This is a genomic window from Halorussus sp. MSC15.2, assembly GCF_010747475.1.
Taxonomy (GTDB): Archaea; Halobacteriota; Halobacteria; order Halobacteriales; family Haladaptataceae; genus Halorussus.
Map to the genome: position 1 here is coordinate 116,402 of NZ_VSLZ01000004.1, position 23,553 is coordinate 139,954.

Annotated in this window: 18 protein-coding genes; 12 read left to right on the forward strand and 6 right to left on the reverse strand. The window is 65.2% G+C overall.

Annotated elements, in window-relative coordinates; all coding sequences use genetic code 11:
- The first annotated feature begins 7 nt into the window (after positions 1 to 7).
- The 5 genes from FXF75_RS15515 to FXF75_RS15535 all read left to right on the forward strand — a co-directional run bounded on the left by FXF75_RS15515 (position 8) and on the right by FXF75_RS15535 (position 7,292).
- Positions 8 to 1,279 carry a CDP-glycerol glycerophosphotransferase family protein gene (locus FXF75_RS15515; protein WP_163522767.1) on the forward strand — a complete coding sequence of 424 codons (1,272 nt, stop codon included), beginning with the start codon at positions 8 to 10 and terminating at the stop codon, positions 1,277 to 1,279.
- A gap of 162 nt (positions 1,280 to 1,441) precedes the next feature.
- Positions 1,442 to 3,238: an ABC transporter ATP-binding protein gene (locus FXF75_RS15520; RefSeq protein ID WP_163522768.1), complete on the forward strand. Its 1,797-nt coding sequence runs from the start codon at positions 1,442 to 1,444 to the stop codon at positions 3,236 to 3,238.
- Between the two features lie 113 nt (positions 3,239 to 3,351).
- Entirely contained in the window at positions 3,352 to 4,626 is a 1,275-nt protein-coding gene (locus FXF75_RS15525) for a polysaccharide lyase (RefSeq protein WP_163522769.1), read from the forward strand.
- A gap of 126 nt (positions 4,627 to 4,752) precedes the next feature.
- A complete protein-coding gene (locus tag FXF75_RS15530; RefSeq protein WP_163522770.1) occupies positions 4,753 to 6,042 on the forward strand; it encodes a glycosyltransferase family 2 protein in 1,290 nt (429 codons plus the stop codon).
- Between the two features lie 44 nt (positions 6,043 to 6,086).
- Entirely contained in the window at positions 6,087 to 7,292 is a 1,206-nt protein-coding gene (locus tag FXF75_RS15535) for a glycosyltransferase (protein WP_163522771.1), read from the forward strand.
- Between the two features lie 28 nt (positions 7,293 to 7,320).
- On the opposite strand, the gene FXF75_RS15540 is transcribed toward FXF75_RS15535, so the two are convergent.
- Positions 7,321 to 9,045, reverse strand: a complete 1,725-nt coding sequence (locus tag FXF75_RS15540; RefSeq protein WP_163522772.1) for a hypothetical protein — start codon at positions 9,043 to 9,045, stop codon at positions 7,321 to 7,323.
- A gap of 554 nt (positions 9,046 to 9,599) precedes the next feature.
- On the opposite strand from FXF75_RS15540, the gene FXF75_RS15545 reads away from it, so the two are divergent.
- Positions 9,600 to 11,450, forward strand: coding sequence for a hypothetical protein (locus FXF75_RS15545; protein ID WP_163522773.1), 1,851 nt, complete (start codon positions 9,600 to 9,602; stop codon positions 11,448 to 11,450).
- Here the strand turns inward: FXF75_RS15545 and FXF75_RS15550 are convergent.
- Positions 11,416 to 12,717, reverse strand: coding sequence for a glycosyltransferase family 2 protein (locus FXF75_RS15550; protein WP_163522774.1), 1,302 nt, complete (start codon positions 12,715 to 12,717; stop codon positions 11,416 to 11,418). The genes FXF75_RS15545 and FXF75_RS15550 overlap by 35 nt on opposite strands.
- Positions 12,718 to 13,332: 615 nt before the next feature.
- On the opposite strand from FXF75_RS15550, the gene FXF75_RS15555 reads away from it, so the two are divergent.
- The 4 genes from FXF75_RS15555 to FXF75_RS15570 all read left to right on the forward strand — a co-directional run bounded on the left by FXF75_RS15555 (position 13,333) and on the right by FXF75_RS15570 (position 16,902).
- Positions 13,333 to 14,424, forward strand: a complete 1,092-nt coding sequence (locus FXF75_RS15555) for a polysialyltransferase family glycosyltransferase (RefSeq protein ID WP_163522775.1) — start codon at positions 13,333 to 13,335, stop codon at positions 14,422 to 14,424.
- 80 nt (positions 14,425 to 14,504) lie between these two features.
- Complete coding sequence (locus tag FXF75_RS15560) at positions 14,505 to 15,689, forward strand: DUF4910 domain-containing protein (RefSeq protein ID WP_163522776.1); 1,185 nt, start codon at positions 14,505 to 14,507, stop codon at positions 15,687 to 15,689.
- Positions 15,690 to 15,694: 5 nt separating this feature from the next.
- A complete protein-coding gene (locus FXF75_RS15565; protein ID WP_375335545.1) occupies positions 15,695 to 15,880 on the forward strand; it encodes a winged helix-turn-helix domain-containing protein in 186 nt (61 codons plus the stop codon).
- Positions 15,880 to 16,902, forward strand: a complete 1,023-nt coding sequence (locus FXF75_RS15570; protein WP_163522777.1) for a PseG/SpsG family protein — start codon at positions 15,880 to 15,882, stop codon at positions 16,900 to 16,902. The genes FXF75_RS15565 and FXF75_RS15570 overlap by 1 nt, the downstream gene beginning before the upstream one ends.
- Positions 16,903 to 16,931: 29 nt before the next feature.
- On the opposite strand, the gene FXF75_RS15575 is transcribed toward FXF75_RS15570, so the two are convergent.
- The 3 genes from FXF75_RS15575 to FXF75_RS15585 are packed head-to-tail and all read right to left on the reverse strand — an operon-like array spanning position 16,932 to position 20,164.
- On the reverse strand, positions 16,932 to 17,981 hold the full coding sequence (locus FXF75_RS15575) for an N-acetylneuraminate synthase family protein (RefSeq protein WP_163522778.1): 1,050 nt from the start codon (positions 17,979 to 17,981) through the stop codon (positions 16,932 to 16,934).
- Between the two features lie 45 nt (positions 17,982 to 18,026).
- Positions 18,027 to 19,214, reverse strand: coding sequence for a DegT/DnrJ/EryC1/StrS aminotransferase family protein (locus tag FXF75_RS15580; protein WP_163522779.1), 1,188 nt, complete (start codon positions 19,212 to 19,214; stop codon positions 18,027 to 18,029).
- Positions 19,211 to 20,164 carry a dTDP-glucose 4,6-dehydratase gene (locus tag FXF75_RS15585; protein WP_163522780.1) on the reverse strand — a complete coding sequence of 318 codons (954 nt, stop codon included), beginning with the start codon at positions 20,162 to 20,164 and terminating at the stop codon, positions 19,211 to 19,213. The genes FXF75_RS15580 and FXF75_RS15585 overlap by 4 nt, the downstream gene beginning before the upstream one ends.
- Before the next feature lie 241 nt (positions 20,165 to 20,405).
- Between FXF75_RS15585 and FXF75_RS15590 the strand changes: the two genes are divergently transcribed.
- Positions 20,406 to 21,422: an SDR family NAD(P)-dependent oxidoreductase gene (locus FXF75_RS15590; protein WP_163522781.1), complete on the forward strand. Its 1,017-nt coding sequence runs from the start codon at positions 20,406 to 20,408 to the stop codon at positions 21,420 to 21,422.
- Between the two features lie 65 nt (positions 21,423 to 21,487).
- Here the strand turns inward: FXF75_RS15590 and FXF75_RS15595 are convergent, their stop codons facing one another.
- Positions 21,488 to 22,570: a GNAT family N-acetyltransferase gene (locus FXF75_RS15595; protein WP_163522782.1), complete on the reverse strand. Its 1,083-nt coding sequence runs from the start codon at positions 22,568 to 22,570 to the stop codon at positions 21,488 to 21,490.
- A 281-nt stretch (positions 22,571 to 22,851) separates the two neighbouring features.
- Between FXF75_RS15595 and FXF75_RS15600 the strand changes: the two genes are divergently transcribed.
- Entirely contained in the window at positions 22,852 to 23,544 is a 693-nt protein-coding gene (locus FXF75_RS15600; RefSeq protein ID WP_163522783.1) for a bifunctional 2-polyprenyl-6-hydroxyphenol methylase/3-demethylubiquinol 3-O-methyltransferase UbiG, read from the forward strand.
- The last annotated feature ends 9 nt before the right edge of the window (positions 23,545 to 23,553 follow it).

Here is a 23,553-nt window from a genome sequence, read left to right on the forward strand (position 1 = left end):
CTCACTGATGAGTGACCCACTCACCGACGCGGTCGGCGCGGTCGTCTCGTACCTGCTCCGGCCGCTCGTCTTCCTCCTGTCGCATCTCGTGCCGCGTAACGACCGCGTCTGGGCGTTCACCGCTGACCAGAGCGGTCGATTCGCGGAGAACGGTAAGTATCTCTTCCTCCACGCCGTCGGGCGGTCCGACGAGATTCGTCCGATATGGCTGGCCCGCGACCGCGAGGTGTTGACGGAACTGCGGGGGCGCGGCTACGAGACCTACCACGTAGACGACTGGCCGGGCAAATACGTCGCGTTGCGTGCCAGATGCGTGTTCACGTCCCACGGAGTTCCGTTCTGGCAGTACATCGGGGGCGCGACGGTCGTTCAGATGTGGCACGGGAACGCGCTGAAGCGACTCGGCAACGACATCGAGTCGGGCACTTCGTTGCTCGTCCGGTCGCACCGGAAACACGTCATCCGCAACTGGGACAGATTCGTGACGACCGGCACCGCCGACGCACTCGCGCCGTTCACCTCGGCGTTCGACGTCACTCCCGAGCAGGCGCTTCCGACCGGCTACCCCCGCGACGACGTGTTCTTCGAATCGGTCGAGGGAGCGACGGTCGGTCTCGGCGAGTACGACCGACTCCGGGAGTTGAGCGAGGAAGCCACCCTGATATCGTACATGCCGACCTCCCGCAACGCGTTCGAGGGCGACCAGGGGACCATCGACGGGAGCGAACTGGGAATCGAGGAACTCGACCGGACGCTGGTCGAACACGACGCGTACCTGCTCCTCAAGGCCCATCCGTGGTCGAACGTGGAACTCGACGAAGCCGAGTTCGACCGCGTGATTCTGCTCCCCTCCGACCTCGACATCTACCCGGTGCTCCCGCTGGTGGACGTGCTCGTGACCGACTACTCGTCGATTTACTTCGACTACCTCCTGCTCGATAGACCGGTGGTGTTCTACGCCTACGACCTCGACGCGTACCGCGACGCCCGCGGGTTCTACTTCGACTACGACGAGGTGACGCCGGGACCGAAACCCGAGACCTCGGACGAACTGCACGAGTGGCTACGGCACTTCCTTCAGGGTGACGACGGGTTCGAGGACGAACGCGCGCGAGTCCGAAATCGGTTCTTCCGGCATCAGGACGGTGGCGCGTCCGAGCGCATCTACCGCCACGTCCGGGACGAGGTTCTCGACCTCTCGGCGGACAGGTCCGATTCGGTCGAGGACGGCACGCGACGCGACACCGAACGGAGTGTCGAACCCGGGCGGTCGCTGTGAAAGCGCCGGACGCGACGGGGAACCCCCGTAACTGATACACCTATCGGCGGTGAGGAACGTCCGGACCGTTTCGTCTCGCAGGACCCTCTAGGCCGTTATGCTTACGAGTCGGGTCCAAATATAAGGGAACGGGGATTCTAATCGGACTGTGATTGGGGGACGATGAGCGGGAATATCTCTCGGGGGGAGAAGGTAGCAGCACTCAAAGAACTCGTCTACTACAAGCCGCTCCTCATGGGGGTGATAATGACGTTGGGAGTCGTCGCGGCGGTCCTCGAAGGTCTCGGCTTGAGCTTCCTCATTCCGATAATCGAGATTATCCAGTCCGGCGGCGAACCCGCCGCGGAGGGCGGCATCGTGGGCGGGTTCGCCCGCGTCTACTCGTTCGTGGGCATCCCGTTCACGCTCGAAACCATCGTGGCGGGCGTCATCGTGGTGATGGGCGTCCGGTACGCCTCGGGGTTCGGCGTGCTGTGGCTCGGACAGGCGCTCCGGAGCTACTACGAGGGCGACCTGAAACGGCAGGCGTTCGACTCGGCACTCGGCGCTCGAATCGCGTACTTCAATCAGAACGGCTCCGACGAGATACTCAACGCCATCGTCACGCAGTCGAAGTACGCGGCCCGGAGCGTCTCCTACATGGTGAAGATTCTAGAGCGGTCGCTGCTCGCGTTGATGTACGTGGCTATTGCGCTCTACCTCGCGCCGGTGCTGACGCTGGTGACTGGGACGGTGTTGGCCGCCGTCGCCATCGGAATCCGACAGGGACTCGAATCGGGGTACTCGGTCGGTGACCGCGTCACCGACGCCAACGAGCGGATTCAGGAGTCGGCACAGGCCGGGACGCAGGGCATTCGCGAGGTGAAACTGTTCGGCCTGACCGAGGAGGTCCGCCAGAACTTCCACAGCGCCGTGGATACGTTCGTGAACTCGACGGTGCGACTCCGGCGGAACGAGTCGGCGGTCAACAACGTCTACCAGTTCGCCAGCGCCATCTCGATATTCGTGCTGATATACCTCGCGGTCACGTTCACGTCGATGACCCTCGGGATGCTGGGCGTGTTCCTGTTCGCCATGTTCCGACTCGCCCCCATCCTGAGCGTGCTCAACCGCCGGGTCTACCAGTTGGAGGGGAACCTCCCGCACGTCATCAGGACCAACAACTTCGTGGCGGAACTCGAACAGAATCAGGAACCGACCACCGGAAGTGAGACGGAGGTCGACGAGGTTCGGGAGATAGTGTTCGACGACGTCTCGTTCTCGTACGCGAACGACGAACCGGTCCTCGACGGCGTCTCGTTCAGCGTCTCCAAGGGCGAGTTCGTCGCGTTCGTGGGCCAGTCCGGGGCCGGGAAGTCCACCATCGTTTCGTTGCTGAGTCGGATGTACCTCCCAGACGACGGGGAGATAACCGTGGACGGTCTCCCAATCGCCGACATCGACCTCGAGACGTGGCGGTCGAAACTCGCCATCGTCAGGCAGAACCCCTACGTCTTCGACGACACCCTCTGGTACAACCTGACCGTGGGGAACCGGTCGGCGTCGCGCGACGAGGTCGAACGCGCCTGCGAAATCGCGCAGGTCAACGAGTTCCTCGACTCGCTGGCGGACGGCTACGACACCGAACTCGGCGAGGAGGGCGTCAGACTGTCCGGCGGCCAGAAACAGCGAATCGCGCTGGCGCGTGCGCTGTTGAAGGAGGACGCCGACGTCCTCGTACTGGACGAGGCGACCAGCGACCTCGACTCGGTGACCGAACAGCGCGTGCAGGCCGGAATCGAGTCGATGGAGCGCGAGTACGCGGTCATCACGATAGCCCACCAACTCTCGACCATCCGGAACGCCGACGAGATAAACACTATCGAAGACGGTCGCATCGTCGAGCAGGGGAGCCACGACGTCCTCCTCGACAACGAGGGCACCTACGCCGACCTCTACAGTCGTCAGTACTCCGACTGACTCGGAATCAGCCACGACCCGTTCACATATTTACACTGTCCTTATGCACTCCGGGTGCGCTAGCGATTCGTACGGGCCAGTCCCTGCTGGCGATTGTCCCCCGGGTACAGTCAATGAAACCGACGCGACGACGGGTGCTTCTCGGTCTCGGCGCGCTCGCGGGCGGCGCGGGTCTCACCTACGCGGTGCACGACGACGGTCGAACGGGGAGCGACGAACCTCACGAGCGGGCACCGAAGACGAGGCGAACGATGCGACCGACTCGACGCGGTCCGAACTTGACCACCGAAGGAGGGGCGGAGACGACGGGCGAGCGCGGGGCGGAGACGACCGAAGACGCGGCCGAGACCACCACCGAAGACGAGGACGAGACGACGAGCGAGCGCGACGTGGACTTCCCCGAGCGATTCGTCGAGTTCTCGTTCGACCGGCGGAACTCCCTCGGGAAGTTCACGGAGCGCGACTTCGAGTCCAACCTCGAAATCGACGACCGCGGTATCTCCTCGGGGTCGGACTCGCTTCAGGTGACGTTTCAGAAGGGCAGTCACTACGGCACGTCGCTCCACTACAAGTTCGACGAGGCGGGGTACGCCGACTCCGAGGAACTACACGCACGCTACTACCTCCGGTTCTCGGAGACGTTCGACCTGCCGCGCGGTGCCGGCGGGAAGTTACCCGGCCCGGCCGGGACGTACGGGCGGGCGGGATGGGGCGGCCGTAGAGCGGACGGAACGAACGGGTGGTCCGCGCGGATGTACTTCACCCCGAGCGACGCCCCCGAGCGCCCGATTCAGCTATCGAGCTACGTCTACCACGCCGAGATGGACGGTCGCTACGGCGACATCTTCGAGTGGGACGAGTCGGCGGCGGGGCGTCTGGAACTCGGTAAGTGGCACCGAATCGACAACTACATCCGATTGAACACTCCCGGCAAGAACGACGGCGTGTTGAGGGGGTGGGTGAACGGAGAGCGCACGCTCGACGTGACCGACCTTCGATTCCGCGACGTGTGTTGGCTCAGAATCAACCAGTACTGGTTCGACTGCTACTGGGGCGGGTCGTCCCCCTCTCCCACCGACAATCGGGTGTACTTCGACCGAATGACGCTGTTCTCCGAACACCAACATCCGAACGAGTGGGCCGGGACCGAGACGGGGATGACGCCCAGACCCGAGACGTCCGAGGGGACTACCGGACCCGTGGACGCTGAGACCACTGCAACGAACGAAGCGACCGACGCTGACGCTGCGAACACGACCGGCGGGGAGACCACCCAGAGGACCACGGAGGCGACGGAGACGAGGGAAGCGGAGACGACGATGGAAGCGGAGACGACGAACGAAACGGCCGAGCGGACCACGACGGCCGACGAGCAGACGACGAAATAGTCCGCTCGGCGGAATCGCGTGGTGGAACGGAGGACTCGTCCCTCGGAAGCGACTCCGTTTAACCGCCGGAAGAGCATTCAAATATCTGCCGAGATTTTTATACTATCGGGTTGGCTGTTACGACGGATGAGAACCGTAATCGCGTTCCTGCGGGCCGCGTTGGCGGGGTCACTGTTGACGGTACTGTACACGAACCTCCTCTATCCGGTGTCGGTCGGACTGGTCGGCGCGATACGGGGACCGGAGTCCAGTGACTCGGGGGATGGGGCATCACCCGGCGGAGAGTCCTCGGGCGCGTCGTCGGCGAGCGCCGAATCGACTGACTGCGGGCCGGAAGCATCCCTCCCGAGCGTGTCGCTCGTCGTCGCGGCGTACAACGAGGAGGACGTCATCGCCGACAAGATAGAGAACAGTCTCGCGCTCGACTACCCCGACGAGAAGTTGGAAATACTCGTCTTCTCGGACGCGTCGAGCGACGCCACCGACGACATTGTCCGGTCGTACGAAGGCGTCGAACTGATTCGGGTCGAGGGTCGGGTCGGCAAAACCGAGTGCCAGAACGTCGTCGCCGACCGGGCCGACGGCGACATCCTCGTCTTCTCGGACGCCAACAGCATGTACGAACCCGACGCGATACGCCGACTCGTCGCCCGATTCGACGACGACGTGGGGTGCGTGGTCGGGGGTCTCCACTACGATAACGTCGGCGACAACACCGGCGGCATCCCCGTCTACCGGCGGTTCGAGCGGTTCGTCCAGCGCGCGGAGTCCCGGACCGGGTCCATCGTCAAGGGGAACGGTGCCATCTACGCGGTTCGGGCCGACGACTACGTCCCGCTCGCGCCCGACCTGATGAGCGACTTCGCCGAACCGATGGCGATTCGGTCGCTGGGCAAGCGGGTGACGTTCGCGCCCGACGCGGTGGCGCTCGAACGCGCTCGCGACGACCTCGACTCCCAGCGCGACGCCGAGAACCGAATCACGACGCGGTCGTGGCACACGCTCTCGTCGTTCACCGAACTGCTGAACCCCGCCGAGTACGGCACGTACTCGGTCAAACTCTGGTCGCGGACGGTGCTGCTGTGGCTCACGCCGGTCTTCCTCGGCGTCGCCGGGTCGTCGGCGCTCCTGCTAACGCTCCTCGAACCGACGCCGCTCCACCTCCTCGTTGCCGGAGGGTTCGGGGCGTTCGCGCTCTCGGTGGGCGTCACCGCCGGGGCCAAGCGGCGCGGTCGGTCGGTCCCGCTTCCACTGCAGGCGACGTACTACTTCGCGCTGCTCAACTACAGTCTGCTCGTCGGACTCTCGAACTTCCTCCGGGGTCGCAACGTCGTGACGTGGGACACCGACGAGCGGACCGACGAGACCGACGCGAGCGAAGCCAGCGAGACCGGCGCGGTCGACCCGCAGGACTGACTCAGCCGGATGGTTTTACCGTCAGTTCGTCGTACGCCGTCTCGATGCCGGACAACCGAGAGCGAACCGGAGGGTCGCGGGTGACTTCGTCGTCGGCGACCGGTGGCGAACAGAAGGCGTCCGAACCGGGGGTTTCGTCGGCCGACGACGTGCGCACGTCCGGGGATGCACCGAGCGCCGAGGCGCAGGTGTTGCACCTGCCGCACTTCGACTCGAACCCGTATCAGAAGAATCTGGCCGAGGCGCTCGAAGCGCGCGGCGTCTCGGTCACGCTGGCGAGCGGGTATCCGCTGGAGACGATGCGGACGGTCGCGTCCGAGGGGATTCCGGACGTCCTCCACCTCCACTGGATTTCGCCGTACCTCGTCGGCGACGGGCGACTCCGGAGCGCGGCGAAGGCCGCGGTGTTCCTCGCGGGACTGTTCGTCGCGCGACTCCTCGGCGTCCGAATCGTCTGGACCGCCCACAATCTAGTCGAACACGAGCGCAGGCACCCGACGTTCGAGCGATTCTGCAAACGATTCCTCGTGCGTCGCGTCTTCGACCGGGTGTTCGTCCACTGGTCGAGCGCGCGACTCCGACTGGTCGAGGAGTACGGCCTTTCGGGCGAGGAGCGCGCCGACCTCGTGACGATTCCTCACGGCCACTACGTCGAGGACTACGAGAACGACATCGACCGCGAGACGGCCCGAAACCGACTCGGTCTCTCCGACGACGCGTTCGTCTTCCTCTACTTCGGTCGCATCCGCCCGTACAAGCAGGTGCCCGCGCTGGTCGAGGCGTTCGGCCGACTCGACGCTGCCGACGCGCGCCTCGTGGTCGCCGGGAACGCGACCGACGACGAGTTGCACGAGCGGGTCGCCTCCCGGGCCGCCGCGGACGACCGGGTCCGGTCGGTCCTCGAATACATCCCCGACGACGAGGTACAGACGTACATGAACGCGGCCGACGCCGTGGTCTTCCCCTTCCGCGATATCTTCACGTCCGGCAGCGTCCTGCTCGCCATGTCGTTCGGAAAGGCGGTCGTCGCACCCGAGTCGGGGTGTCTCCCGGACGTGGTCGGCGAGTCGGGCGGCGTCCTCTACGACCCCGACGACCCTGTGGGCCTGCCGACCGCCATCCGGAAGGCGCTGTCCCGGGACGTGGCGTGGATGGGTCGTCGCAACTACGAGACCGCGGTCGGCTACTCGTGGGACGACGTGGCCGAGCGAACCGCCGCCGCCTACGCCGAACTGCTGGACTCGCGCTGAGTGGGGTCGTCGCTCGCCTCCACCGTCGCTACGGACCCAAATTCCGGGCTATCTGGTCGGCGGTCCGCCGCAGGTTGTAGGCGTTCCAGACGAATCGGTGACCGTCGAGGAGCGTGAGACCGCCGCCCGACGAGATGGTGTGTCGCCCGGCCGACAGCGGACCGTCCTCGTTCGGTGCGATGTCGGCGACCGCCTCCTCCGAGAACGCTGTCGGCGTGAGTTCGGTCACGCGATTGACGACGATTCGGTGCCCGTACCACTCGGCGCAGTCCTGCGTCGGCCGATAGAGGTCGCCGTCGGTCACCCACGGCGTGCCCGCCGGTCTGGCCGCCCGAACGTCGGTCTTGACCGGGTTGTTCGCGTGTGGACGCCACGGACCGGTCAGTTCGGGGGCGTGCCAGAGGTAGAGGTTCGTGTTCACCATGTCGTCGCGCTTCGTGAAGAAGAGCCACCACCTGCCGTCGTGACGGACCGGCGTCGGGTCCACGCCCGCGACGTCCGGTATCAGGGTTCGCTCGCGCTCCCACTCGTCGGGCGATTCGACCCGGTACAACGCTATCTCGTTCGCCTCGTGCATCTCGGGCGTCGCGTAGAGGTCGCCCTCGTGTCTGAAGAGGTACGGGTACGAGAGGTGGTAGGGTCTGTCGAGTGCGGTTCCGACGGTGGGGTCGGGGTCGTCGTAGTTCAGGTAGGAGATGTTCCCGGAGTCGTCCTCGTAGGAGTACTTCTCGAAGAAGACGAAGGTGTCGCCGTCTATCGCCGCGGGGAAGGGGTCGGCGACGAACTCGGTGTCGGTCGGCGAGGAGTACCACTGGACGGTGGGCGACCGCTCGTCGTCCACGAAGTCCCGGACCGACGCGTCCGACACGCCGATGCTCCACTTCTCGTACCCGCGCGCCACCTCCCGGAGCATGGCGGCGGCCCGCCGCGCGTCGAACCGCAGAATCTGGGACGGACTCGGCGACCGATAGACGGGCGCGTCCGTCTTCGAGGGGGGCTGTTCCAGATACCCCGCCTCCCCGTTCAGGATGTCGGTGGCGACCTGCGCGGGCCACCGCGAGGTACCGGACAGCGTCCGGTCCAAGTTCGTGCTCCACGAGAACGGCACCGTGGGGAAGTACCCCCGTCGAAGGATGACGCCGCCGTCGAGGCGCTCGGTCAACCGCTGTAACACCGCCCCTGTCACGGAGTCGTCCTCGTATATCTCCCAGAAACACGGCGGCAGGCCCCTGTACTTCTGCTCGTCGCCGTGGTGGAACGACCAGACGCCGTACCGCGACGCGTCGAGAATCTCGCCCTTGATGATTCCGAAGGCGAACCGCAGAACGAAGTCGAGGTCGAACGACCGAATTCGGTCGACGTCCGACGCCGAGAAGTACTCGGCGTACCCCTCCTCTCGCACGTCGCAGTGGATTCGCTCGACGCCGTCGAGTTCGGCGGACAGGTCCACCGGCTTTCGCGACTCTCCGTCGCCCGCGACGTGGTGCTTGTACAGTCGCCACGTCACCTTGTTCACCGTCTCCCTCGCCCCCTCGGACTCCACCGTCTCGACTACGGACCGCGCCATCTCCGCGACCCGGCCGAGACCCGACTCGGGAGTCGCGTCGTTCACCCGTCGCTCGTCGACGACGAGGAGTCTCGGCCGGACGTTCTCCACGTCGAGCAGGTGTCGAACACACTCGGCCTGCCAGTGGTCGAACGTCGTGCCGGTACACATGATGCCGAAGTCCAGCGTCGAACTGTCCTCGCTCATGTCGCGGGTTCCCCGTGGGTCGCCGACGCGGCGCGGAAACGACTCTCGGTGCTCTCTGCGGTTGGAAAGACCCCTCTCATGTTCACCCGCCGGGACGACGGCGCGAGCGCTCAAATAGCTCTCGGTAGTTTGACAGCCGCGGCGGCGGGAAATTACCGGTTGCGGACCAGGTGGGGTCGATGGTCGTTCGCGGCCGCCGACTGCTCTTCGAATCGACGTCTCGGTATCCGGAGACCGACCGCGTCTTCTGGTGGTCCGCCGCTGCGTCCGGGGTTTCGGCCGCGTTCCGAACCGGACGTACCACGGTCAGTATACTTATGACGGTCGTCGTGGAAGCTTCCACGAAGCGACCGGTTCGCGGGAGCGGATGCGAGCGCGGGCGTGGAGGTGGATGGGAATGCGGACGCAGGAGAGAACACGGACGCGAATGGGAAACCGGGAGTGGGGAAGCGCAGGACCGCATCTGCTATCCGGCGTTTCGGCGACCAGTGGGCACTGAACGAACCGGCAAACCGCGAGACTGCGGGCGAGACGAGACTACGGGGGAGTAGAACGTGGGGCGACGAACACTCAAAGCACTCGGCGTAGCCGCGTTTACGATACTCACGGCGTTGGGCCTGACAGCGGCGTCTTCGAGTGCCGAAGGATACGAAATCTCCATCTACGCCGCCTATCCCTCGTGGTTCTGGTGGGGACTCGTCGCCACGTTCGTTCTCGGAACCGTCGTCGTCCTCCACTCGAAGGACGTCGTCCACGGGCGACGATACTTGGCGCTCGGGACCGGTATCATGCTGTTCGCCAACGCCTTCCTCCTCCTCATGCCGCTCGCGCGGGGCTACGCCGTCTTCGGCGGCGGGGACATGTTCACTCATCTCGGCCGCGTCATCGAAATCCTCGAAAACGGCCACCTGAACGAGGGCAACTACTACCCCGGAATCCACCTCCACGCGGTGATGCTGATGGAGGTAACGGGGCTGGACTACTACACGATAAAGAACGTGCTGGCACCCGTCTTCTCGGTGGCGTACTGGCTCGGCATCTTGGCGCTGGCGGTGCGCGTGACCGAGGACTCGACGGCGTTCCACTACTTCGTCCCCTTCGCGCTCCTCCCGATTCTCAAGCGCTCGGAGGTGTACTTCGGCCCGAACGTGCTGAGTTTCAGCCTCTATCCGCTGCTGCTGTACGCGCTGTTCAGCGTCCGGCGCTCGCGCAATCGGTTCGTGACGCTGGTCGCGCTCGTCTTCTCCTACTTCATCTTCACCCATCCGGTCACGACGCTCATCGGACTCGGGACTATCGCGCTGGTGGCGGCGTCGCGTCTCGTGACCGCCCGGGTACGCGGCGACCGACTCCCGCTCAAGCGGTCGGTCACGGTCGTCACGATTCCCGTCGCCGTCGGCGTCGTCTTCGTCTCGTGGTACTACTCGTTCCTCAAGATTCTGACGATGACGGTGAGCATGCTCGCGTCGCTTGTATTGGGAATCGGCACGTCCCAGTTGGGCGAGTACTCGAACGCGCTCCAGAACGTGCCACTCTCGCTCGCGGACCTCCTCGGCGTCGTCGTCTTCCGGAAAGGGACGGAGATTCTGCTCACTGTCGGCACCGTCTTCGTAATCCTCTACCTCGCCTATCACGTCAAGTACCGCGACTTGGAACTGCGCTGGGAGTACCTGTTCTGGGTTGCCGGGTTCGGTCTCTTCTGTGCCGTGGCCGCCGTAATGCTCGTCAAACCCATCATGCTCACGTGGACGCGCGTTTTGAAATTCGCCGAGTTCTTCGCAGTTCTCCTCGTCGCGACGGCCGCGTACGTCTATGCCGGTCGGTCTCGGCGGACGGTCGGAAGACGCGACGTCGTCGTCGTGGGCGTCGTTCTCGTCTTCGTCACGCTCATTGTGTTCGGGACTTACAACTCGCCCCTCCAGCGAGAGACGAACAGTCACGTCCCCGAGACCCGAATCGAGGGGATGGAGTGGTACCTCGACCACCGCGACGCCGACCGGTTGGCGTTCGGGTTCACCTACCGATACGAACACGCCTTCGAGGGCGTCAGTCCGAACCCGCGAGCGTACGCCGAGCGGCCGATACCTGCCCACTTCGGTTACGACGAGAACGCGACGTTCGCCACGCGGAACCGGGCCGGGAGCTACCTGCTCGTGACTCAGCGTCTGGAGGAGTACTATCCGGCACTCCACCCGGAGTATCCCCAGCACTGGCAGTTCACGCCGCGGGACTTCCGGCGACTCGACCGCGACGAGCGTCTCGGCAAGATATACGCCAACGGCGGAATCCGCATCTATCTGTCGAGTTCGGAACTGCCCGGGAGGCCCGGCGGCCAGAACGCGACGGCGGCACCCGCGACGCGCGTCGGTCCTATCCGAGGTGAATCTCGATGGAGTGGAGGATGACGGCCGAGAAGCAGGCGAGTCCGCCCGAGAGGATGAAGAACAGCGACGCGATGGCCAGTCCGACCGGGAAGTCGCCGGTGTGGAACAGGTTGGTGAGCGCCCAGTAACCCAGTCCGAACCCGACGGTGGCCGCTAGGAACCCGGGGACGCCGATGAGCATGATGGGTCGCTCCTGCTCGATGAGCGTGAGGATGTTCCTGATGAGGACGACGCCGTGCGAGAGGGGATGCTGACTGTTCGAGTTCTCCGAGTCGTACGTGATACGAGTGCCGACCTCCTCGATGGCGTAGTTCCGGTTGAGCGCGTGGTGGATGATGTCCGTGCTGGCGCTCATTTGGGTTCCGATGGCGTCGTCCCGGGCGATGGTCCGAATCGCGTCGGTGTCGTACGCCCGGAACCCGCTCTGGGTGTCGCGTATCCACGACCCGTGTCCGATGGTTCCGAGACCGACGTTGGTCAGCGTGTTGATGACGAAGAGACCGAACCGGCGATAGAGGGGCACGTCGCTGTCGCCCTCGAACCGACTCCCGATGACTATCTCTGCGCCGCTCTCGCGCTGGGTCTCGACGAGGTTCGGCACGTCCGCGGGGTCGTGTTGCCCGTCGCCGTCGAGTATCACCAGATGCTCGACGCCGAGGCGGTCGGCCTCCTCGAACGCGGTCTTGAGCGCGCCGCCGTACCCCTGATTCCGCCGGTGTTTGACGACGGTCGCGCCCGCCTTCTCGGCCCGCTCGGCGGTGTCGTCGTCGCTGCCGTCGTCCACGACGACGATGCGGTCGGCGAACTGTGCGGTCTCGGAGACGACTTCGCCGATGGTCTCGGCCTCGTTGTACGCGGGAATGGCGACTAACACCTCGGTCTGGTCCGCGCAGTCCTCGAACGCCGCCGCCCCGATTGCGGCCTCCACGACGTACTCCTCGGAGGTCTCGAAGTCGTCGATGGTCCGGGAGTAGTCGATGGGTTCGGAGGGCGTGTCGTGCCATATTAGTCCGCTGAACCCGTACGTCTTCGCCACCCTCACGAGCGTCGATTGGGTCTCATCCGACGAGTCGGTCGTGTCGAGGACGAGCGCCCCGGCCTCGTCGGCTATCCGGATGGACTCGCGAGTCGCGCTCCTGTCGTGGCTGACCAAGACCGGGTGGTCGCGTATCTTCGCCCGCAGGGTGGTGCGGGCGATATCCCCCGGCGTCGCCTTCGTGGCGTCGATGGCCACGGTCGGTCGCTGCGTCTCTGCGACCGACACTGGTTGGTCCTCTAAGTTCCTCATGCGTGTCGTTTTCCCCCGCTAGACTCCTGCGCGTGTACCAGCATGAGATACTTAGTTACGTGTTTCGTAGAACAGGCGTTTCAGACGGTAACGTCCCAGAAATCCCGACTTTCCCGTCGCAACGTCGATTACCGTCGCGTGGAGCGCCGGTATTAGACCGTTGAACGGGCGTTCGACGTCGGTATCGTCCCGACTGAAACCGCCCGACTGTGCGGAGGTCCGGAGCGTAACGAGCCGTTTTTACTGCGACAACAATTGTCAAACGGAGCCTAGCTTCGCAGTTCCCGACTACGACCTGTTCGGGCCACTCCGTGAACGCACGAGGTGGATGTGACGGTCACCCTGTTCTGGGGCTACTGGCGCTCCGGCCCGGGGTCGAGAGGCAGTTCGCCGAGAACCGCGGCGAGCGGACGGCCGAGCCTAAACGGACGAATCGCTCGCCTCGCTCTCGAACCGTCCCGGCAATTTATTAGCCGCTCGCTGGTAGCGAGGGCGAGACGGAGGACTCGGTACACGGACTCGCGAGTTCCCCGCCATACTCGCGAGAATCGCCGTCACAGCGTCTCCGCGACCGGCACTGACCCGAGTCCGGGAAACTCACTGGGGGTACTTCGGATGACATCGTTGTACATCGCACACACGCCGTACCACGTCGTCTTAGCGAGCGCGCTCGCTTCGGAGCACGACGAAACGGAGGGCGACCAGCACCTGCTCGGGATTCTAGACTCGGACATGGAACCGATGCTGGAGTCGATACGAGGAGCGCACGACAACCCGTTCGACGAGGTCCGGACGCTGGCCGGGGCGGCCACCTTCGCGTCGAGAATCGCCCACACCTCCCGATTGACGCAGGTCCGAGCGCGGTACAACTGCTTCGCGGTCCGGCGGTACGTCGCCGACAACCGCACGAACGAGGTGTACTCGTTCAACGACCAGCGACCCGAGGACCAAGCGGCGTTCGACGCGGTGACACGGGACGAATCGCTCCGCGACGTCCGGAGGGTCTACGTCGAGGACGGCACCAGCGCGTACACCTACATGAGACGGGAGTGGAGTTGGTTCGAGACGGTGAAGATGAAACTGTTCTACGGCCGGTGGCGGACGCAGGTCGAGGAACACGGCTCTTCGAAGTGGGTGGACGAGGTCTACGGGTCGTTCCCCGACCACGTTCGGCCCGACCTCAGAACCCGTCCGGTCTCCGCGCTCCCGCGCGAGGCGGTGCTGGCGCTCGGCGACCGCTCGTGGTTCCGGCGATACTTGGAGGCGTGCCACGTCGCGGATACGCTCGACGAACTAGACGGTGTCGTCTTCGTCGCTCTCTCGGAGGACGTGGACTTCGACGGCGAGTACGTCGAGACCATCGAGTCCGTAATCCGGCGGTTCGCCGACCGCGGCGAGCGAATCGGCGTCAAGTACCACCCGCGGGAGTCCAATGAGTTCCTGAACCTCGACGGGAGTTCTGCGGTGGTCCTCCCGCGGGGTATCCCGGCGGAGGTCATCTTCGTCGCCAACCCCGACGGTATCCGGTTCGTCCTCGGCAACGTCTCCACGTCGCTGCTGACGGCGCGATGGTTGTGCGAGGACGTGACGGTCCTCTCGCTGGCGCGGGTGTTCCAGAGCGACTTCGAACACCTGATTACGGTGTTCGAGTCGCTGGGGATACGCGTCACCGATAGCCTCTCGGAAGTCGCAGCGCCGCCGCGCTGAGCTATCGGGGTCGAAACCGCACCAGCGCCCCCGAACCGGCGGGCGACGGATTTTTACTCGGGTTCGTCGTTTGTACCGCCATGGGTGACGGGGAGCCGTCGAGACTCGAATCGCGTTTCGAAGCGCTCTGGCCGATTCCGCGCAGCATCACTGGACCCGGGTTCCGGGAGAGTCTGGCGGTTCTTCGGAAGGACATCCCACTCGACGTGGAGGGGGTCCCCTCCGGGACGGCGGTCTTCGACTGGGAGATACCCCCGGAGTGGCGGATTCGCGAGGCGCGGTTGACCGGACCCGACGGCGACGTGTACGCCGACTTCGACGAGACGAACCTCGCCGTGGTGAACTACTCGGAACCGGTGGACGAACGCCGCACGCTCGACGAACTGGACCCGCACCTCCACACGTTGCCGCGACTGCCGGACGCGACCCCGTACGTGACGAGTTACTACGAACGCGACTGGGGCTTCTGTCTCCCCCACGACACGTACGAGTCGCTCCCCGAGGGCGAGTACCACGCCTACATCGACAGCGAGTTCGTGGACGGGGAACTGAACTACGGCCACGCGGTTCTGGAAGGCGAGAGCGACAGGGAAGTCCTCCTCAGTACGTACCTGTGCCACCCGTCGCTCGCCAACAACGAACTGAGCGGACCGCTCGTCCTCACGTCGCTGTACAAGCGACTCCGGGACTGGGACCGCCGGAAGTTCACCTACCGGTTCGTCGTCGTCCCGGAGACCATCGGGTCGCTGGCGTACCTCTCGCGGTACGGCGCACACTTGCGGGAGAAGGTGGTGGGCGGTCTCGTCCTGACCTGCCTCGGCGGGCCAAACGACGACCTCTCGTACAAGCGGACGCGGCGCGGAAACGCCCTTCTCGACGAGGTCGTCCGACACCTCGACGAGTACACCGACGCCGAGTTCCGGTTCCGGACGTTCGACGCGACCGGGTCCGACGAGCGCCAGTACTGTTCGCCGGGGTTCGACCTCCCGGTGGGCCAGTTCGCTCGGACCGTTTACGACGAGTACGAGGGGTATCACAACTCCCGGGACACCAAGTCGTTCATGGGCATCGCCCCGCTCGTCGAGAGCGCCGAGACCATCGAACGCGTTCTCCGCAACTTCGAGCGAGGCGGCTACTACCTGAACCAGAACCCCCACGGAGAGCCGATGATGAGCAAACGGGACCTCTATCCGACCGTGAACGACCCCGCCGAGGCCGACGGGGTCGTCCCGACGGGTACGCCGACGGCGACCGCGACCTCGTGACCGACATGATGCGACTCCTCACCTACAGCGACGGGAGCCACTCGGTCGTCGAGATAGCCGAGCGATACGACGCGTCCGTGGAGACGCTCGCCGGTCCGCTCGACCGACTGCGCGAGGTCGGACTGCTGGAACCCGCCGCGTACACGCCCGACCACTCCGACCGGTTCGATTTACCGGCAGAGGAGCGCTAATGGCGCATCTCGCTATCCGAGCGGACGGCGGTCCGGACATCGGGTACGGACACCTGATTCGGACCGGCGCGCTCGCCGAACGCGTCCTCTCGCGGGGCCACGCGGTCACGTACGCCACGACCACGCCCGAGTCCGTCCGGAACGTCTGTCCCGACCCCGTCGAAGTCGCCGAACTCCCGGCGCGCGACGACCCCGCTCCGTTCGTCCGGTGGCTCGATACCGCGAACCCGGACGTGGCGTTCACCGACGCCTATCCGGTGGACACGGCGTATCAGCGCCGGGTCCGAGAGGCGGTGCCGCTGGTCGTCACGCAGGACGACGACCGACACGCCGTCTGTGCGGACGTGTTCGTGAACGGGAACCTCGACGCCGTTGAGCGCGAGTACACGTTCGTCGGTTCGGCCCCGGAGTTGCGTCTCGGGACCGACTACGTCCTCCTCCGGAGCGAGATTACGGAACGCGCCCGCCGCGAACCCCCGTGGCGAGAGACGCCCGAGCGCGCCGTCGTCACGATGGGCGGGAGCGACACGGCCGACCTGACGCCGACCGTCGTCCGCGCGTTCGACGGACTCGACCTCCGCGTGGACGCCGTCGTCGGGCCGGGGTTCTCCGAGAGGCAAGCGGTGGCAGTCGAGAACGCCGCCGCCGACGTGTCGGCCGACGTGACGGTCCGCCGCGACCCCGACGACTTGGCGGACCGACTGTTCCGGGCCGACTTCGCGGTGAGTACGGCGAGTAGCACCACGTACGAACTGCTCGCGCTGGGGACGCCCATCGTCTGCGCGCCAGTCGTGGACAATCAGGAGTCGATAGCCGACGAACTCGACCGGCGGGACGCCGCGACGGTCCTCGGCCGCGATGCCGACGGGGAACGCTTCGTTCGGGGGATAGCGGAGTACGCGTCGAATCCGGACCTCCGGCGAGAGCGGCGTGAGCGCGGCCGCGAACTCGTGGACGGCCGCGGTTCCGAACGCGTCTGTCGAGAAGTACTCTCGCTGGCGGACGGGGAGTCGGACGCCTGAGCAGAGAGTCGGACGTCTGAGGCGGATTCCTACTCGTTCACGTCGTCCCACTGGATACCGTCGCCCTTCGAGATGTCCCGGGCCGCGGTGCGTCCCACGATGTCGTCGTAGTGTTTCGGTTCGACGCCCGCCTCTCGTTCGCCGGGGCGAAGCACCTTCACGGCGTCCGAGGTGATGGTTTCGTCGGCGGCGATGTCCCGCGTCGCGTGGACGGCGCGCCGGGCCTTCTCGTGGAGTTCTCGTTCGACGTCTAACACGGTCTTCTCTCCCGACCCGAGCGCCAACTCCGTGTCGCGAATCGCCGTCACCATCTCGGCGAGTTCGTCGGGTTCGAGCGCGAACTCGTGGTCCGGTCCTTCCATCGTCTTGTCGAGCGTGAGGTGTTTCTCGACGACGCTCGCGCCGAGGGCGACGGCGGCGGACGGCGCGACCACGGGGTCGAGCGTGTGGTCGGAGAGACCGGTCGGAACGTCGAACTCTCGGGCGAGCGTCTCGACTACCCCGACGTTGGCCTCGTGAATCGGCGTGGGGTAGGAGGCGACGCACTGGAGGAGCGCGAGGTCGGTCGCGCCCGCGTCCCGAAGGACCTCGACCGACTCGCGCACCTCCGACAGTTCGTGCGCGCCGGTGGACAGGATAATCGGCTTGTCGGTGTCGGCGAGGTGGCGGAGGAACGGGTGGTGGCTGCTCGTGTAACTCGCCACCTTCCACGCGGGCACGTACTCCGCGAGTTCCGCCGCGGACCGCTCGTCGAAGGGCGTAGAGAGGAACTGGACCCCGCGCTCCCGGCAGTAGTCGTGGAGTTCCGGAATCCACTCGTAGGGCATCTCCATCGCCTCGACGATGTCGTAGATGGAGTCGTCGTCGTTCAGGTACTCGACCTCGCCGCTGTCCTCGACGTAGAGGTCCTCAGCCCGGAACGTCTGGAACTTCACGGCGTCGGCCCCGGCGTCGGCGGCGACGTCTATCAACTCCTCGGCGGTGTCGAGGTCCCCGTTGTGGTTCGACCCGGCTTCCGCGATTACGTACGTCGGCTCACCCGGCCCGATGGGCCGCCCCCCGATGCTGAACCCGTCCATAGGTCACGTACCGACGGCGCGTCGGTTAAAACTAGCCGCTACCCCTCATCGGTAGTGTCGGTGAAGCCGCGTCACGGCGCGAACGACGTCGTCTACGTCGCCGTCGTCCATCCCCGGGAACAGCGGTAGCGAGACGAGTCGCTCGTAGACCGTCTCGGTCTCGGGGAACTGTCCGCGCTCGTAGCCGTACTCCTCCTGAAAGAACGGGTGGTAGTGGAGCGGCACGTAGTGGACCTGCACGTAGACGTTCTCCTCGTGCATCGCGTCGACGAACTCCTCGCGCGAACACCCGAACGCCTCGCCGATTTCGACGGCGTAGAGGTGTAACATCGGGTCCACGTCCTCGCGGACGACCGGGGTCCGCAGTCCGGGAATTTCCTCGAAGGCTTCGTCGTAGCGGGCCGTAATCTCCTGCCGACGGCGTTTGAACTCCTCCAGTCGGTCCACCTGCACGACGCCGAGCGCCGCCTGCATGTCGGTGACGTTGTAGTTGTAGCCCAGTCCCGTGGCCACCTGATACCACGGTTCATCCTCGTGACCGTCGGGTTCGTAGTCCATGTCGAACGAGCGAAGCGACCGGAGACGCCCGGCCAGCGCGTCGTCGTCCGTGACGACCATCCCGCCCTCGCCGGTCGTGATGTTCTTGACCGGGTGGAAACTGAAGACCGCCATGTCGCGCTCCGCGCCGACCGGTCTCCCCTCGACTCGCGTCCCGAACGCGTGGCTGGCGTCCCAGATGACGGTCAGGTCGTGTTCGTCCGCCACGTCGAGCAGCGCGTCGATGTCGCAGGGGTGACCGCCGTAATGCATCGGGACCAGTCCCTTCGTGTCGTCGGTTATCGCGTCCCGAACCGCGTCCGGGTCGAGGGTCCGGAGTTCCGGGTCGATGTCCGCCAGCACGGGGTCGGCACCGGTGTGGCACGCGGGATAGGCGGAGGCAACGAACGTCAGGGGCGTCGTGATAACCTCGTCGCCCGCGCCGAACCCCGCGGCCCGTCCGGCCAACTGGAGCGCGGTCGTGCCGGAGGTGGTCGCCACGGCGTGTTCGACGCCGACGAACTCCGCGACCGTCTCCTCGAACTCGTCCACTCTCGGCCCGCGGGTGATGTAGTCGGATTCGAGCGCCTCGACGACTGCCTCCTTCTCCCGTTCGCCGATGCTCTGCCCGCCGTACCCGAGGGGTTCAGTTCGAACCGGCTCGCCGCCGCGAATCGCCGGCGTCTCGTCGGTCATGACGCGCCCTCACGCTCCCGGAGCCAGTCGCGGAGTCGTTCGACACCCTCCTCCAGCGACACCTCCGGCGTCCACCCGAGCAGCTCCTCGGCCTTGCCGGCGTCGCACCGGAGTCGCTGGACCTCGCTCTGGGGATGGTGGTGTTCGACGTGCGTTATCTCGGTCCCCTCCGAGGCGACGACCGCCGCGAGGTCGTTGATGGAGATGTCGGTCCCGGTACCCGCGTTGATGACCTCGCCCGTCGCCTCGTCGCTGAAGGCGGCCTCGATGATGAACCGCGCGCAGTCAGTGCAGTAGAGCAGGTCGCGCGTCTGGGTGCCGTCCCCGAAAATCTTCAGCGGTTCCCCCGAGAGGTCGCGGTCCACGAAGATGGAGACGACGCCGCCCGCCATCCCGGTCTTCTGGTACGGACCGTAGGTGTTGAACGGCCGGACGACGGTCACCGGCAGGTCGAACCCGTGGTAGTAGGACTCGGCTATCTCCTCGGCCGCCAGTTTCGTGCCGGCGTACGGCGAGTTCGGGTCTGTCGGATGGTCCTCGTCTATCCCGCCGTCCGACGACGCCACGTCGTAGACCATGCACGTCCCGACGAGCGTCAGCGGGGTGTCGGTCCGTTTGCACGCCGTGAGGACGTTCTGGGTCCCGACGACGTTCGTGTCGAAGTGCGCCTCCGGGTTCTGCAGGCTGTCTTCTACGTCTATCAGCGCCGCGAGGTGAATGCACTTGTCGATAGTGTCATCGAAGAGCGTCTCCACGTCACCGACGTCTCGAACGTCTCCTTCGACGAGTTCGAAGTGCGGGTCCGAGCGAAACTCCCGGACGTTTCGGCGCGACCCGTTCGACAGATTGTCGAGACCGCGAACGCGATAGCCCCGTTCCAGCAACCCGTGGACGACCCACCTCCCGATGAACCCCGCCGCTCCGGTCACGGCGACAGTATTCGTTGCCATCGCTGTACGACCACCACTTCCTCGCTAATGAAACGTTGGGCGTTTCTCGCGGTCGATACGCCCCGCCGACGCTCGTGGCCGTGCGCGGAGATGTCGCGGCTGAGTCCACGCGACTGCGACCGCGTGTTCCGGCCGTTTCCGCGGGTCTTCTCCGCCGATAATGGACCATTTCCGGGACGGGCGAGCGGAAAGCCTACGAATAACAAAGTACGGACGAACGGTCTATGCCACCTGATTACGCGTGATAGAGAATCAAAACGTGCTCGTAACCGGCGGGGCGGGGTCGGTCGGCCGGTCGCTGGTTCCGCCGCTCCTCGCGAAGGACCCCAACGTGATTCGGTTGTTCGACAGCAACGAGAGCGGTCTGGTGCAGGCCGACCGCGAGTTCAACGACGAGCGCCTCCGGTATCTCCTCGGCAACATCCGGGAGCGGCCGCGGCTAGCCAGAGCGATGGAGGACATCGACGTCGTCATCCACACCGCCGGAATCAAACACGTGGACATCTCCGAGTACAACCCCTTCGAGGCGGTGAAGACCAACGTCCTCGGTCTCCAGAACGTCGTCGAGACGGCCACCGAAGCGGGGGTTGACCGGGTCGTCTTCACGAGCAGCGACAAGGCGGTCACTCCGGCGAACACCATGGGAACGTCGAAGCTACTCGGGGAGAAACTCACCACGGCCGGGAACAAGTACCGCGGGTCGTCGGACCTCCGGTTGACGTCGGTCCGCTTCGGGAACGTCATCAACTCCTCGCGGTCGGTCGTTCCGGTGTTCGAAGAGCAGATTCGGAACGGGGGTCCGGTGACCCTGACTGACGAACGGATGACGCGGTTCTTCCTGACCTACGGCGACGTGGCCGACCTGATTACGACGGCGATAGAGAAGACCGGCGGCGGCGAAGTCTTCGTCCGGAAGATGCCCGCCGTCCGCATCGAGGACTTGGCCGAGACCATGATAGACACGCTGGCGGAGAAGTACGGGCACCGCCCCGCGGACATCGACATCGAACTCATCGGCCGGCGGGTCGGCGAGACGCTCCACGAGGAGATAATGACCGAGCGCGAGGTCGAACGGACTGTGGAGAACGACGAGTACTACGCGATACAACCCGAGACCACCGAGAAGAATCGGTTCCTCGAATACGACGGTCTCCCCGATTTCAGTCCCGCGGAGGGCATCGTGCGCTCGTCGAAGCGCGCGGAGAAGATAGACCGCGAGGAGATAGAGCAGATGGTACTCGACTCTGTCGGCGACTGATTCGCGGCCGGTCGGTCAGGTATTGGACCACGAGAGACCCGGATACCCGAGTTCGTTCCGACGGTCTATCCGCCGGTTTCGAGATACTCGGCGTACCGCTCGACCTTCTCGGTGTACTCCTCTCTGAACAGGTCTCCGTCGTAGTACTTCTCGCCCCGCGAGAGCGGCCGGGTGGTCCCGCCGACGCCGCGTTTGAACTGACTGATGTTGACCTCTTTGTCCGAAGCGAGGTGGGGGAACGTCCGGTCGAAGAACTGCCACCCCGGTTCGTAGGTGTCGAGACCCCGCTCGACCATCCACTTCATCGCCTCCCACTGGAGCAGGTGCCCGATTCCGAGGTCGTAGGTGTCCGAGTCGGGGTCGCGAGCGGACGAGGCGTAGTAGACCCCGCCGTCGTACGCGAGGAAGTACGAGAATCCGACGTACTCCCCCTCGTACTTCGCTCCGACGAGGAATGCCTCGTCCGCCGTAATCCAGTCGTACATCATCTCGAACGTCTCGTCGGGTCTGGTCTGTCCCCCCGCGTCCTTGATGTGACACTGTTTGTACTGGTCGTGTATCGATTCGGTGACGTTCTCGCTGTCGAACACGGTTGCTTCGAAGGTGTCCGCGGCGTCGTCGATGGACCGCCGGTAGTCCCTGCGGAGGTCGGCCCTGATGTCGTCGATATCCCTGTCGAGGTCCACCAGTTGCGTGTGTATCGAGGTATCGACGAACCCGTGTCGGACGAGGTAGTTGTAGCTCTCCGTCCCGGTGGGTGTTTCCTCCGCGAGCGACGGATGTTGCATCTTGACCCGCTGTACACCGTGTTCGGCGGCGCGCTCGTCCACCTCGTCGAATATCATCCCCTCGATGGTGTCGCGCTCGCCCTCCGAGAGGTCGGCGGAGAAGGCGGGCGTCGGCCCGTATCCCCCGGCGTAGGTGAACTGCCTCACGCCGTCCACCGTCTCCAGAATCAGCGGACAGACGGCGATTATCTCCTTGCTGTGGGTCACCATAAACGACTCCGAGGCGGGGTCGAACTCGGGCTTGTAGTTCAGAGTGTAGTCGAGCCAGTCGGTCGTGTGTCGGAACCACGCGTCGGGACTCTCCCGACAGAACTCGTCCCACTCCGAGCGCCACTCGGCTGAGAGGTCCCTGACGTTCATACTCGACGGCGACCCCCACCGCGGCGCGTCCGCTGCCCCACCGTCCCGGCGCTACGCCCCTCACTACCCCCCACAGGATATGCTGTGTAACTCATACTTCTTCGTCTGTTACCCCCTCAACGGAGGCGGTAATAAAACTCCACCTCGGTTTTGCGGGCGGGACTCGACCAACGAAGACTCGACCGGCGACGTGGACGCTCGGGGTCGCTATCGGGCCGCGAGACGACGTGAGCGACCACCGTCCCCAAAGGACTACGTGGAGAGGACCGTACAGGGACTGAATGTCCGACGCGACCGAATACGCCGACGCCAATCGGGAGTATTGGGAGGAGAAGGAGTACACTCGACCGAACGTGGACCACGACGTGTTCCGGTTCTACGGTCTCGTCCTCGGTCCGGACTTCGGCTACTGGGGGGACGACGGCGAGCGACTCCTCGACTTCGGCTGCGGGCAGGCGGCGTCTACGAACTTCTTCCACGAACACGGGTTCGACGTGTACGGCGTAGACGTGAGCGAGTCCGAACTCGACACCGCCCAAGAGCGGTATCCGGACATCGCGGACCGGTTCCGGACCGTCGACCCCGAACCGAGCGCTTCGGACGAGTTCTTCGGCGGCGGGTTCGACGTGATAATCGCGCTCCAGTCGCTCTACTACTACAGCGACAGCGACCTGAACACGCGACTCCGGTCCCTGTACCGGAATCTGAACGACGGCGGCGTCCTCTACGCGACGATGTGCGGCGACAGACACGGTCTCTACTCCCACTCGGAACCCGCCTCGGACGGTCTCCGGAAAGTGACGCTCCCGGAGGCGGACAACCCGGTCTACGTGAACTTCACGGAGAGCGAGGACGACCTGCGCGACACGTTCGACATGTTCGACCCCGTCCACGTCGGATTCTACAACTATCGGTTCCGCAACGACAGCGGGGAGAGCTTCCACTACACGTTCGTCGGGCAGAAGTCGGCCTGACGACCGGAC